Raw genomic sequence first — 12,748 nt, forward strand, 5'->3', positions numbered from 1 at the left:
ATACGGGGCGCTGCCACCTCCGTGTCTCAGAAAGAGAACCCATACCTCATGACCGCCGCCACCCGCAGCGAACACGATTTGCTCGGCGACCGCGACATACCCGCCGACGCGTACTGGGGTGTGCACACCCTGCGCGCGACGGAGAACTTCCCCATCACGGGCACCCCGATCTCCGCGTACCCGCATCTCATCGACGCCCTGGCCGCCGTCAAGGAGGCCGCCGCCCTCGCCAACGAGGAACTCGGCCTGCTGGAGCCGAAGAAGGCCGCCGCCATCGTGGCGGCCTGCCGCGAGATCCGCGACGGCAAGCTGCACGACCAGTTCGTGGTCGACGTCATCCAGGGCGGCGCCGGCACGTCCACGAACATGAACGCCAACGAGGTCGTGGCGAACCGCGCGCTGGAACTGCTCGGGCACGAGAAGGGCCAGTACGCGCACCTGCACCCCAACGAGCACGTCAACCTCGGTCAGTCGACCAATGACGTCTACCCGACCGCCGTCAAGATAGCGACGGTCTTCGCGGTGCGTGGACTGCTCAAGGCGATGGCCGTACTCCAGGACGCGTTCGCCCGCAAGGCGGTCGAGTTCCGTGACGTGCTCAAGATGGGCCGTACACAATTGCAGGACGCGGTGCCGATGACGCTCGGCCAGGAGTTCTCCGCCTATGCCGTCATGATCGAGGAGGACCGCAGCCGTCTTGCCGAGGCCGTCGAGTTGATCCATGAGATCAACCTGGGTGCCACGGCGATCGGCACGGGGCTCAACGCGCCCGCCGGCTACGCCGAAGCCGCCCGCCGGCACCTGTCCGCGATCACCGGGCTGCCGCTGGTCACCGCCGCCAACCTGGTCGAGGCCACCCAGGACTGCGGTGCGTTCGTCCAGATGTCCGGTGTGCTCAAGCGGATCGCGGTCAAGCTCTCCAAGAGCTGCAACGACCTGCGGCTGCTGTCCTCCGGTCCGCGCGCGGGCCTCGGCGAGATCAACCTGCCGCCGGTGCAGGCCGGTTCGTCCATCATGCCGGGCAAGGTCAACCCGGTGATCCCCGAGGTGGTCAACCAGGTCGCCTTCGAGGTGATCGGCAACGACGTCGCCATCACCATGGCCGCCGAGGCCGGACAGCTCCAGCTCAACGCCTTCGAGCCGATCATCCTGCACTCCCTGTCGGAGTCGATCACGCATCTGCGGAGCGCCTGTCTGACGCTGGCCGAGCGGTGCGTGAACGGCATCACCGCCAACACCGAGCGGCTGCGGGCGACCGTGGAGAACTCCATCGGCCTGGTCACCGCGCTCAACCCGCACATCGGCTACACGGCCGCGACCGACATCGCCAAGGAGGCCCTCGTCACCGGCCGCGGAGTGGCGGAACTGGTGCTGGAGAAGGGCCTGCTCCCGGCCGAGCGGCTCGCCGAGCTGCTGCGCCCCGAGGTCGTCGCAGGCAGCGGGGCACCAGCCGCCTGACCTGCGGCGACGCGGGGCCGATTGCGCTCCGGGAGCGAGCGGGAGGCACAATGGTGATCATGACAACGACGTCGTCCCTCACCTTCCTGCCGGTCCTGGAGCGCATCGCCGAGGAGATGGAGCGCACGCCCGGCCGCGGCCGGGCCGCCGACTACATCCCGGCCCTCGCCGCCCTCGATCCCCGCCGGTTCGGCATGGCCGTCGCCGAGCTGGACGGCACGGTGTACGGGGTGGGGGAGTGGCGCGAGCCGTTCTCCACGCAGTCCGTCACCAAGGTCTTCACGCTCGCCCTGGACCTGGCCCGCGAGGGCGACGAACTCTGGGAGCACGTGGGCCGCGAACCCTCCGGCAACCCCTTCAACTCCCTGGTCCAGCTGGAGTACGAGAACGGCATCCCGCGCAATCCCTTCATCAACGCGGGCGCCCTCGTCGTCACCGACCGCCTCCAGACCCGTACCGGAGACGCGGCCGGCGAGCTGCTGGCCTTTCTGCGGGCCGAGAGCGGCAACGCCTCCCTGGACTTCGACGAGGAGGTCGCCGCCTCCGAGACCGCCCACGGCGACCGCAACGCCGCCCTCGCCCATTTCATGGCGTCCTACGGCAACATCGACAACGACGTGCCGACCCTGCTCGACCAGTACTTCCGGCAGTGTTCCCTCACCGCCTCCTGCGCCGACCTGGCCCTCGCCACCGGCTTCCTCGCCCGGCACGGCATACGCGCCGACGGCAGCCGCCTGCTCACCCGCAGCCAGGCCAAGCAGGTCAACGCGGTGATGCTGACCTGCGGCACGTACGACGCGGCCGGGGACTTCGCGTACCGGGTGGGGCTGCCCGGCAAGAGCGGGGTCGGCGGCGGGATCATCGCCGTCGTACCGGGCCGGTGCACGCTGTGCGTGTGGAGCCCCGGGCTGGACGAACGGGGCAACTCGGTGGCGGGGGTGGCGGCCCTCGACCGGTTCACGACGCTGACGGGCTTGTCGGTGTTCTGAGGGCGGCCCGACCACGCACCCGCACCCGCCGGTTACATCGTCGCCCCCGCCCGGCAGGGCCACCGTCGCCTTCCGGCCACCCGGCGTTGACACGCTCACCCAGTGTTGGCCATGGCATTCCCCGTCGATCTCCGCCGCTGCCGGCTGCTCGGGCTGGCGGGCACCGCCTTCCTCGCGCTGGGCGGTGAGACAGCCGGTGCCCTGCCCGTACAGGATCTCCTCGCACCCGCCTCCGCGCGGGCCGCGCTCGGCCTGGTCGGGGTGTACTTCGGTGTCGTGCTGCTCATCGCGGCCTGGGTGCTCCTCGGCCGTCTGGTGCGCGGCCCCCAGCCGCCCACCCCGCGTGCCCTGCTGCTGGTGCTCGCCGTGTGGGCGGCCCCGCTGCTGCTCGCCCCGCCGCTGTTCAGCCGGGACGTCTACAGCTACCTCGCGCAGGGCGCCATGGCCGACGCCCACATGGACGTCTACGCCCACGGGCCCGACAGGCTCGGCGGCCCGCTCGCCGACCAGGTCGCCCCGATGTGGCAGCACACCGGCGCCCCCTACGGGCCCGCCTTCCTGGCCGTGGCCTCCGCCCTGGCGGGCCTGACCCGCGGTCAGCTCCCGGCCGGCCTGCTGGGCATGCGCCTGCTCGCCCTGCTCGGTGTGGCCCTGATGGCGGCGGCGCTGCCCCGCCTGGCCCGGCACAGCGGTGCCGACCCGGCCGCCGCCCTGTGGCTCGGCGCCCTGAATCCGCTGGTCCTGCTGCACCTGGTGGCCGGTGCCCACAACGACGCCCTCATGCTCGGCCTGCTCGGTCTCGGACTGGTCGCCGCGCGCGGTCGCCGACCCGCCCTCGGCGCCGTCCTCGTCACCCTCGCCGCGCTGGTCAAGGCACCCGCGGGCCTCGGCCTCCTCGCCGTCCTGGTCCTCCAGGTCCGCTCCGGCCGCCGCCCGCTGCCGGCCACCCTGACCACGGCGGGCGCCTCCGCCCTGACCACGGTCGCCGCCACCGCCGTCGCCGGCACCGGCTACGGCTGGATCGGTGCCCTGACCACCCCGGTCTCCCCGCAGAACTGGGCCCTGACCAGCCTGGCCGGCCGCGCCACCGGCGCTCTGCTCGAACACCTCCACAGCGGCCTGGCCCCGCTGGCCGTGCCCGCCTGGCACCTGCTCGGGCTCGCGGCCACCGCCGTCGCCGTGGCGCTGATCTGGCTCCGACTGCGCCTGAGACCGGAGTACGCGCTCGGACTCAGCCTGCTGACGGTCGCCGTGTTCGGCCCGGCCATCCGCCCCTGGTACGTGCTGTGGGGCCTGTTCCTCATCGCCGCCGGCGCGCCCGAGACCTCGGTGCGGCACCGGGTCGCGGCCCTGGCCGGCGTCCTCGCCCTCGCCGTCCTGCCGAGCGGCGGACCGGCCGGCCCCGGCCAGCTGGTGCTCGCCGTCTCCGGCGGGGTGCTCGGCGTGGTCGTCCTGTGGCAGGCCCACCAGTCGGCCCAGGTCCACGTCCAGGCCCCGGCACCGGGACGCACGGCGTGAGCGGCCCGCTGCGCCCCCGTACGGACCGCGGACGCGTGCTGCTCGTGCTCCTCCTCGTCGCGGCCGTCACGGTCTTCACCGCCACCGTGCCGCTGCTGCGCGGCTTCTTCGACCTGCGCGTCTACTACGGCACCGTGCACACCTGGGTGCACCACGGCGGCCGGATCTACGACTACCGGGTGCCGGGCACCTCGTACGGCTTCACCTATCCGCCGTTCGCGGCCCTCGCCATGCTGCCCCTGGCCCTGCTGGGCCGTACCCCGGCGATCCTGGCGTCCCTGCTGGTCAACCTGGCCGCGATGGCGGTGGTCCTGCGGTTCCTGGCCGGGCCCGGCTGGCGGCGGCACGGCTGGTACCGGTGGTCGCTGGGCCTGTGCCTGCTCGCCCTGTTCGAGCCGTTGCGGGACACCTTCAGCTTCGGCCAGGTCAACCTGGTGCTGCTCGCGCTCGTCCTCGGCGACTGCCGGCTGCTGGCGACCGGCCGGGAGCGCCGGGCGGGTGCCGGGATCGGGCTCGCCGCCGCCGTGAAGCTCACGCCCGCCCTGTTCATCGGCCTGCTGCTGCTCGCCGGACGGCGCCGGGCGGCCGGCATCGCCACGGCCGTCGCCGCCGCGGCGACCGGGCTGGCCGCCTGGGCGGACCCGGGGGCGTCCCGTTTCTACTGGACCGAGGCGCTGTGGGACACCGGCCGGGTGGGCCGGCTCGACTATGTGTCGAACCAGTCGCTCCAGGGCGTGCTGGCCCGCCTGGGCGAGCCGGGCCGTCCGCTGTGGGCGACGGCGGTCCTGCTGGCCCTGTGCGTCTGGGCGTGGCGGGCCCGCAGGGCGGTGACGGCCGGCGACTGGACGGCGGCCTTCGCGCTCACCGCGGCGGCGGCCTGCCTGGTCAGCCCCATCACCTGGGTGCACCACCTGGTGTGGCTGCTGCCGTCCTTCGCCGTCCTGGTCCGCGCCGGGCACCGGCGGATCGCATGCGCCCTGTACGCGGTGCTGTGCACGAGCGTGGTCTGGCTGTGGGTCGACGACGCCTCCGGCATCGGCGGCTTCCTCGGCAGCAACACCTATACGTGGATCACGCTGGGTCTGCTGTGCGGCCTGCCGACGGGTCACCCGCGCGCGCCGCGGCCGCCCTTGGACCGCAGCACCAGCGCCACGGCCACCGCGCCGAGCCCTGAAAGCCCTACCACGACGGCGGTGCCCGACCAGTCGTCGTCCTGTGTCTGTGAGGTGGCCGCGGCCACCGGTGCGGCGGCGGACGCCGGGGACGACTTGGCGCGCAGCCCGTCCAGCGAGCCGACCGGATCCACCCGCCCGGCCGCCGCGAAGCCCCAGTCGAGCAGCCGGCGTGCCTCCTCGTAGACGGCCAGTCCGCCGCCCTCCTGAGGGTTCATCACGGTCACCACCAGCGTGCGCCCGCCCCGTCGGGCCGCGGCCACGAGGGTGTTGCCCGCGTTGGTGGTGTAGCCGTTCTTGATCCCGATCAGCCCGGGGTACGGCGCCACCCCGTCCTCGCCGGTCAGCAGCCGGTTGGTGTTCTCGATGCCGTACGACGAGCCCTCACCGGGGAACTGCGCCTGGGCGGTGGAGCAGTAGCGGGCGAAGTCGGGATTGCGCAGCCCGGCCCGGCCGAAGACCGCCAGGTCGTAGGCGGAGGACACCTGGCCGGGGGCGTCGTAGCCGTCGGGGGACACGACATGGGTGTCCAGGGCGCCGAGCGAACGTGCCTTGCCCTGCATCCGCGCGGCCGTGGCCGCCCAGCCGCCGTCCAGCGAGGCGAGCACGTGCACCGCGTCGTTGCCGGAGCTGAGGAAGACCCCGCGCCACAGGTCGGCCACCTGGTAGGCGTGCCCCTCCTCGACACCGACCAGGCTGCTGCCCGCACCGATGTCCGCCAGTTCCTCGTCCCGCACGGTGTGCAGCATCCCGGCGGGCAGCGTCGGCAGCACGGTGAGGGCGAACAGCGTCTTCAGGGTGCTCGCGGGAGGCAGCTTGCGGTGCGCGTCGTTCGCGGCCAGCACCTCCCCGTCGTGCGCGTCGGCCACCACCCAGGACAGCGCCGACACCTCCGGCACCTCGGGCGCGCCCCGGCGGGGGCGGACCTGGAGTCCGGAGCGGTAGAGCAGGGACGGCGCGGGCATCGCCGCCCGGGGTCCGGGCGGTGCGGGCTCGCCGACCCGGGGCCCGGCAGCGGCGGCGGCCGGCGCGAGTGCCAGCACGCCCGCCACGCACAGGGAACAGGCCGACACGGCCGCCCGATGAGAAAGGGCTGTGAACATATGATCAACGTACGAACGGGGGCGCCGTCCCTCGCGCTGTCGGGGCCGTTCGGCCCACCGGAGCAACCCGGATGCCGCACCCCGGCCGCCCACGGCGCGGGCTCAGCCGCCGGGCAGGGTGGGCCGGACCTGCCTCAGGAACGCGGCGTTGTCGGGGGTGGAGCGCAGCCGCTCCAGGAGGGTCTCCAGACCGGGCGGGCCGCTCTCGCGGGAGCGCAGGACGCGGCGCAGACCGTGTACGGCCGTCAACTCGGCCGCGGGGAGCAGGAGTTCCTCACGCCGGGTGCCGGTGGCGCCGAGGTCCACAGCGGGGAAGAGGCGCCGGGCGGCGGCCTCGCGGTCGAGCCGCAGCTCCATGTTGCCCGTGCTCTTGAGCTCCTCGAAGTAGTAGCCGTCGGCGCGGGAGCCCGTGTCCACCAGGACGGTGGCGAGGATGGTCAGCGAGCCGCCCTCCTCGGCCTGGCGCGCGGCACCGAAGAACCGCTTGGGGCCGAGCAGCGCGCCCGCGTCGACACCGCCGCTCAGCGTGCGGCCGCCGGCGGCGGAGGCGTTGTTGTGGGCCCGGCACAGCCGGGTCAGCGAGTCCAGCAGGACGACGACGTCCTCGCCGGCCTCCACCCGGCGCTTGGCCCGTTCGACGACGAGTTCGGCGAGGGCGATGTGCTCCTCGGGGGTCCGGTCGAAGGTGGAGGAGTACACCTCGCCGCGCACCGAGCGGCGCATCTCGGTGACTTCCTCGGGACGCTCGTCCAGCAGCAGGACGATCAGCCGGCACTCGGGGTGGTTGCCGGCCACGGCGGCGGCGAACTGCTGGAGCAGCACCGTCTTGCCGCTCTTCGGCGGAGCCACGATCAGTCCGCGCTGGCCCTTGCCGACCGGCGCGAAGAGATCCGTGACCCGCCCGGCGAGTCCGGACGCGGGGTGTTCGAGGCGGATGCGGTCGTGCGGGTGGAGCGGGGTGAGGTCATGGAAGTGGCGCCGGTCGCGCAGGTCCGCCGGGTCGCGTCCGTCGACGCGCGTGACCTCGGTCAGGGCGCGCCGGTCGCCCAGGACGCCCTCGACGAGGTCGCCCTTGCGCAGCCGGTGGCGCCGGATCGCGGCCGGCGGCACCTGGGGGTCGGCGGGGGAGGGGAGCAGGTGCGCGGCCCGCAGATGTCCCTTCCCCCGCGCGTCGATGTCGAGGACACCGGTGACGAGCCGGGGGGCCGGGGTCTGCTGGACCACGGGAGGGTGTTCGAGTGTGGTGGTCATGGTGGGAAGTCCTTTCACGGACGGAAGGGGGTGCGTCCTCTTGCGGACGGAAGATGGGGGTGGGAAGGGGGAGAGACCGCGAGCGGGAGGCCCTGACAGCCGTCTCCGGGCGGCGGGAACGGCACCTCGGGTACGGCGCGGACGCCCTGGTCACGAGGTGGTGCGGAGAAGAAGCCCGAGCCGGTCGGAAGCCTTGGCCGAGGGGCTGATGAAGAGAGAACGGCACCGGTGTCCGTACGACGGGACACGCACATGCGCTGATCGCACTATACCCGTGCGTCCGCTCGGGTCAACATGACGGCGCCCGCGTCTGTTCCCTCGCGCAGTTCCCCGTGGCTGCGGATACCCCGCCCGGATGTCCCCGGACCCCAACCACCCCGGACGTCAAGGGACTTCACCGGCTGAACCGTGACGGCGGACCAGCCGCGGCGGCTGACTCGGACAAGTAAGTCAAGCCTTACTTTCCTGGAAAGTCGGCTGCATAGTGGAGGGCCGAGTCGAAGGGAGGGCCGCCGTTGCCGCAGTTCCATAAGGATGCCGCAGGACAGGTCGAGGTGGAGCAGACCCACGTGGCCGCCATGTACCGGCTGCTCGACGAGCGATTGGCGGAGGCACGGGCTCAACTGGCGGATGTGCTGAGGTCGTCGGCCGACAGTGCGGGCGAGGTGTACGCGCGCGATGTCGCCGCGGAGCGTCTGGCACGTCGGATTCGCGGGCTGGAGGGGGCCGAGGAGGGGCTGGCGTTCGGCCGGGTCGATGGCGCGGACGGAACCGTCCTGCACATCGGACGGCTCGGCCTGCACGTGGGTGACCGGGACCTGCCCCTGCTGGTCGACTGGCGAGCGGACGCGGCGCGGCCTTTCTACGAGGCGACGACCGTGCACCCCATGGGGCTGCGGCGCCGGCGTCATCTGCGGGTCGAGGGCCGTGCGGTACGTGCGGTGAGCGACGAACTGCTGGACGGATCGCCGGCCGCGGTCGGCGACGTCGTCGGCGACGGTCCGCTGACGGAAGCGCTGGAGGCGCGGCGCACGGGGCGGATGCGTGCGGCGGTGGCGACGCTTCAGGCGGAGCAGGACGCGATCGTCCGGTCCCCGCATCGGGGGGTGACGGTGGTGCAGGGCGGCCCCGGTACGGGCAAGACCGTGGTCGCGCTGCACCGGGCGGCGTACGTGCTGTACGCGTTCCCGGGAGCGGCCGCGCGCGGTGTGCTGGTGCTCGGGCCGAACGCGCGGTTCCTCGACTACGTTTCCCAGGTGCTCCCCTCGCTGGGGGAGAACGACGTGCTCCTGGCGACGTGCGCGGAGCTGGCCGGGGTGGAGCCCGCTGCTGTGGAGTCGTTCGACGTCGCGCGCCTCAAGGGGAGTTCCGCGCTGGCCGAGGCGCTCGCGGACCTGGTGCACTCCCTGCAGGCACCTGCCGGCGGCTTCGTGGTCGGGGTGGGGCGGCAGTCGGTCCGGCTGGAGAGCGTGGATGTCGCGGCGGCGCGGGAGGCCGCGGTGGCGAGCGGTCTGGCGCACAACCGCGCGCGGGAGGTGTTCAAGGAACACCTGATCGGCGCGGTCACGGATGCCCTGGAACGCGGCGCCGTCGAGGACCTCGAACGTATCGACGCCGAGATCGCCGAGAGCACGGGCATGGATCTCGATGCCGCGGCCGAGGCCGATCTGCGGGCTCTCGGCTTCGTCGACGCGCCGTCCGCGGATCCGGCTGAGGTGTTCGACGCGGACGCCGTCCGTGCGGACCTCTCGGGCGACGCCCACGTCGACCGTGCGGTGGAGTCCCTCTGGCCGCGGCTGACGCCCGAAGTGGTCGTACGGGCCCTGCTGGCGGACGCTCGCACGTTGGCGAGGCACCTGCCCTCGCTCGCCGGCGACGAACGGTCCCGGCTGGTGCGGTCGCCTGATGCCCCGTGGACGGATGCCGACGTACCGCTGCTGGATGAGGCGGCGGCCCTGGTGGACGGGCTGCCGGAGCGGTCGTTCGGGCACGTCGTGGTCGATGAGGCCCAGGAACTGACCGCGATGCAGTGGCGGATGGTGATGCGCCGGTGTCCGGCCAGGTCGATGACGCTGGTGGGTGACTTCGCCCAGGCGGGCCCTGCGACGGCGGCGAGCGACTGGTCCCAGGCGCTGGGTCCGCACATCGGCAACCGGTTCTCCCTGCACACGTTGACCGTCAGCTACCGCACGACCCAGGAGATCCTTGCGATCACCCAGGGCCTGCTGGCGCGGATCGCCCCCGGTCGGACGCCGAGCCGGTCGATCCGCCACGGCGATCCTCCCCGCCACCTCACCGCCTGCCCCCGCTCCGTCGCCACCACCGTGGCCGCAGAACTTCGGGCGCAGGCGGCATCGCACCCGGACGACCTGCTCGCCGTGATCTGCGCGGACGACCGGGTCGAGGAGTTGGCGTCCGCGGATGTAGCGCGGTGGGCCCGCCTCGTGCCCGCTTCCGAAGCCCGCGGCCTGGAGTTCGACGCGATCGTCGTCGTCGCCCCGGAGGAGATCGCCGCAGCCCGCCCCGGCGGCGAGCGCGACCTGTATGTCGCCCTCACGCGTGCGACCAAGAGACTGTGCACGATCGCCGTACACACGGCGCCGCAGCACACCTCATGACGCCTGTGAGGGACGCTCGGAGCCGGTACCTCGACGGGCTGACAGGGCGGGCACGACATCCCCGTGCTTCGCCGCGCCGGACCTATGCCGACCGGGCCTCCGCCTCCTTGGCGATCTGGTCGAACCGCGCGCCCATGGCCTCGGCGAGGGCATGGGCGCCGGAGAGCGGGCGGACCATGACCATGAAGTCGTCGATCAGGCCTTCCTCGTTCACGTGCAGGAAGTCGCAGCCCGTCAGCTCCCGGTCGCCGACCCGGGCCGTGAAGACCAGCCCGTGGTCCGAGCCGGCCGGGTCGCCGATCTCGCGGACGTACCGGAAGTCCTGGAACACCTGGGAGACCGCGCGCAGGATCGCCGCGGTGATCGCCTTGCCCGGGTACGGCTTGAAGACGACCGGGCTGGTGAAGACGACGTCCTCGGCCAGCAGCGCCTCGACGGCGTCCATGTCCCCCGCCTCCACCGCCTCGCGGAAAGCGCGCATCGGACCACCTCGCATAATCAATTTATTGAATAGGTGCGGATGAGATTAATCAACGGCTGCTAGCCTGTCCACATGTCCCTCAAGTACGCCGTCCTGGCAGCCCTGCTGGAGGGCGAGGCCTCGGGCTATGAGCTGTCGAAGGCGTTCGACGTCTCGCTCGCGAACTTCTGGCCCGCCACCCCGCAGCAGCTCTACCGGGAGCTGGAGCGCCTGGCCCAGGACGGGCTGGTCCAGGCCCGGACGGTGCAGCAGGAACGGCGGCCGAACAAGCGGATGTTCACGCTCACCGAGGCGGGCCGGGCGGAGCTGGGCGCCTTCGCCGCCGAGCCGCCGAAGCGGCCCACCGCCATCCGTGACGAACTCCTCATCAAGGTGCAGGCGATGGACGGCGGCGACCCCGAGGTCACCCGCGCGCTGATCGAGGAGCGCAGGGGCTGGGCGCGCGGCAAGCTCGACCGCTACCGGCGGGTGCAGGCCCGCCTCCTCGGCGGTCGCTCGGAGGACGAGTACCTCCGCGAGTCCGATCGCGTCGGCCCCTATCTCACCCTCATGGCCGGGATCGCCTTCGAGGAGGAGAACCTGCGCTGGTGCGAGCGGGCCCTCGCGGTCCTGGCCGAGCGGGTGGCCCTAGGCTGAGGAGATGTTCGGTCCCGAAGGCCCCAGTCTGCGTGAACTGGCCGTACAGGCCCTGTCGTCCGTCGAGCACGGCTACGACCTCCTCGCCCCGAAGTTCGACCACACGCCCTTCCGGACCCCCGACCGGGTCCTGGAGTCCGTGGCGAAGGCGCTGGCCCCGCTCGGGCCGTTCGAGGACGGGCTCGACCTGTGCTGCGGCACAGGTGCCGGCGTGGAGGTCCTGACCGGTGTGTGCCGTCGCAGCGTCACCGGGATGGACTTCAGCGCGGGCATGCTCGACGTCGCCGGGCGCCGGGTGCGGCCCGCCGGCGGGCCCGAGGTCGCCTGGGTACGCGGCGACGCCCGTGCCCTGCCGTTCCGCGCCGCCTTCGATCTCGTGGTCTCCTTCGGGGCGTTCGGTCACTTCCTGCCACGCGAGCTGCCCGGGCTGTTCGCGCAGGTCCACTCGGTGCTGCGGCCCGGCGGCCGGTTCGCCTTCCCGGTGCTCGCCCCGCCCCGGCCCACGCGGCCCGGCTTCTGGGTGCTGCTCGGCTTCGACGCGGTGATGCGGGTGCGCAACGCGCTGTGGCGACCGCCGTTCGTCATGTACTACCGGGCCTTCCGGCTCGGCGACGTGCTCGGGGAGCTGGCGCGGGCCGGGTTCACCGTCGAGCTGCACGCCCTGCCCGAGTTCGGGCGGCGCGGCGACGGCAGCCCACGGGCCCGGCTGGTCGAGGCCCGGCGAGCTCACCCCGCCGCGGGCAGCGTGAACTCGTAGACGAGGGTGTCCCGTTCGGCGTTCACCACCAGATCGGTGATCTCCAGCGGCCGGGCGTACTGGTCGTGCACGTGCCGGGTCACCCGCACCGAGGAGGCACCGTCCGCCTGGGTGATGGCATCGCGGTGGTGCAGGGACAGGCCTGCCTTGCGCATCCAGTCGTAGGCTCGCCGCAGATGCGCGGGGGTTGCGCCGTCGGCCCGGTCCCGGTAGCGGGCCAGCTCCGCGACCTCCGCGAGCGCCACCGCCGAGAACGACGTCACCGCCGTCCGCAGCGACCGGCCGTCCGGCGTGGCCGAGCGGTAGCGGTGTACCAGCGTCGGTCGGTGCGGGGCCAGGCCCAGCGCCCGCGCGTGCTCCGGCGGCGGAGTCTCCCACGTCACCGTGGCCCGGTCGACCGCGCCCGGGTCCGCCGGGCGGGATCCCAGCGGGAAGGCCGGCGTGCCCTGTGCCTGAAGCGGCCGGGTGGGCAGCGCGGCATGGCTGCCCCGCCGGTCGGTGGCGACCAGGCCGCCGCGCCGCAGCACCTCCAGGGCCTGCCGGACGGTCTCCCGGCTGACCTGGAAGCGCTCGGCCAAGTGCCGTTCGCCCGGGAGCCGTTCGCCCGGCGGGATGGTGCCGTCGCGCAGTTCGTCGAGCAGCAGCGCCGCGATGCGCCCGTACAGGGGCCGGTCGTCGTTCCGGGCGGATTCGTGCGGGGTGGTGCGGGCCATGCCGCGCCCTCCTGTGGTGACAAGACGTAGTCGTGCGGGCTCGTTGCGCGAC

Annotated in this window: 10 protein-coding genes and 1 pseudogene; 7 read left to right on the plus strand and 4 right to left on the minus strand. The window is 73.0% G+C overall.

Translation table 11 applies throughout. The features are described from left to right. The first annotated feature begins 48 nt into the window (after positions 1–48). From aspA to ABT171_RS26875, 4 genes are all read left to right on the plus strand, one after another. Positions 49–1,458: an aspartate ammonia-lyase gene (aspA, locus tag ABT171_RS26860; protein WP_351248076.1), complete on the plus strand. Its 1,410-nt coding sequence runs from the start codon at positions 49–51 to the stop codon at positions 1,456–1,458. A gap of 50 nt (positions 1,459–1,508) precedes the next feature. Further along, a complete protein-coding gene (locus ABT171_RS26865) occupies positions 1,509–2,447 on the plus strand; it encodes a glutaminase (protein ID WP_351248078.1) in 939 nt (312 codons plus the stop codon). A 111-nt stretch (positions 2,448–2,558) separates the two neighbouring features. Next, on the plus strand, positions 2,559–3,965 hold the full coding sequence (gene mptB / locus ABT171_RS26870) for a polyprenol phosphomannose-dependent alpha 1,6 mannosyltransferase MptB (RefSeq protein ID WP_351248080.1): 1,407 nt from the start codon (positions 2,559–2,561) through the stop codon (positions 3,963–3,965). Further along, positions 3,962–5,323 (plus strand): glycosyltransferase family 87 protein, encoded by a 1,362-nt coding sequence (locus ABT171_RS26875; protein ID WP_503076708.1) that lies wholly within the window; start codon positions 3,962–3,964, stop codon positions 5,321–5,323. Before mptB ends, ABT171_RS26875 begins: the two co-directional genes overlap by 4 nt. Positions 5,324–5,406: 83 nt before the next feature. Here the strand turns inward: ABT171_RS26875 and ABT171_RS26880 are convergent. Continuing rightward, positions 5,407–6,240, minus strand: a pseudogene (locus ABT171_RS26880) (D-alanyl-D-alanine carboxypeptidase family protein); the annotation flags it as partial. Between the two features lie 102 nt (positions 6,241–6,342). Then, a complete protein-coding gene (rho, locus tag ABT171_RS26885; protein WP_351248082.1) occupies positions 6,343–7,491 on the minus strand; it encodes a transcription termination factor Rho in 1,149 nt (382 codons plus the stop codon). A gap of 515 nt (positions 7,492–8,006) precedes the next feature. Between rho and ABT171_RS26890 the strand changes: the two genes are divergently transcribed. Further along, a complete protein-coding gene (locus ABT171_RS26890; protein ID WP_503076713.1) occupies positions 8,007–10,109 on the plus strand; it encodes a HelD family protein in 2,103 nt (700 codons plus the stop codon). 82 nt (positions 10,110–10,191) lie between these two features. On the opposite strand, the gene ABT171_RS26895 is transcribed toward ABT171_RS26890, so the two are convergent. Beyond that, on the minus strand, positions 10,192–10,590 hold the full coding sequence (locus ABT171_RS26895; RefSeq protein WP_351248084.1) for a nuclear transport factor 2 family protein: 399 nt from the start codon (positions 10,588–10,590) through the stop codon (positions 10,192–10,194). Between the two features lie 72 nt (positions 10,591–10,662). On the opposite strand from ABT171_RS26895, the gene ABT171_RS26900 reads away from it, so the two are divergent. Continuing rightward, positions 10,663–11,226 (plus strand): PadR family transcriptional regulator, encoded by a 564-nt coding sequence (locus tag ABT171_RS26900; protein WP_351248086.1) that lies wholly within the window; start codon positions 10,663–10,665, stop codon positions 11,224–11,226. 4 nt (positions 11,227–11,230) lie between these two features. After that, the gene (locus ABT171_RS26905; protein WP_351248088.1) at positions 11,231–11,983 is read left to right on the plus strand and encodes a class I SAM-dependent methyltransferase; all 753 of its coding nucleotides are present in this window, start codon (positions 11,231–11,233) and stop codon (positions 11,981–11,983) included. On the opposite strand, the gene ABT171_RS26910 is transcribed toward ABT171_RS26905, so the two are convergent. Beyond that, on the minus strand, positions 11,953–12,696 hold the full coding sequence (locus ABT171_RS26910) for a GntR family transcriptional regulator (protein ID WP_351248090.1): 744 nt from the start codon (positions 12,694–12,696) through the stop codon (positions 11,953–11,955). The two genes, ABT171_RS26905 and ABT171_RS26910, sit on opposite strands and share 31 nt — an antisense overlap. Positions 12,697–12,748: the final 52 nt, after the last annotated feature.

It is taken from the genome of Streptomyces sp. NPDC001851, assembly GCF_040297165.1.
In the GTDB taxonomy this organism is placed as follows: Bacteria; Actinomycetota; Actinomycetes; order Streptomycetales; family Streptomycetaceae; genus Streptomyces.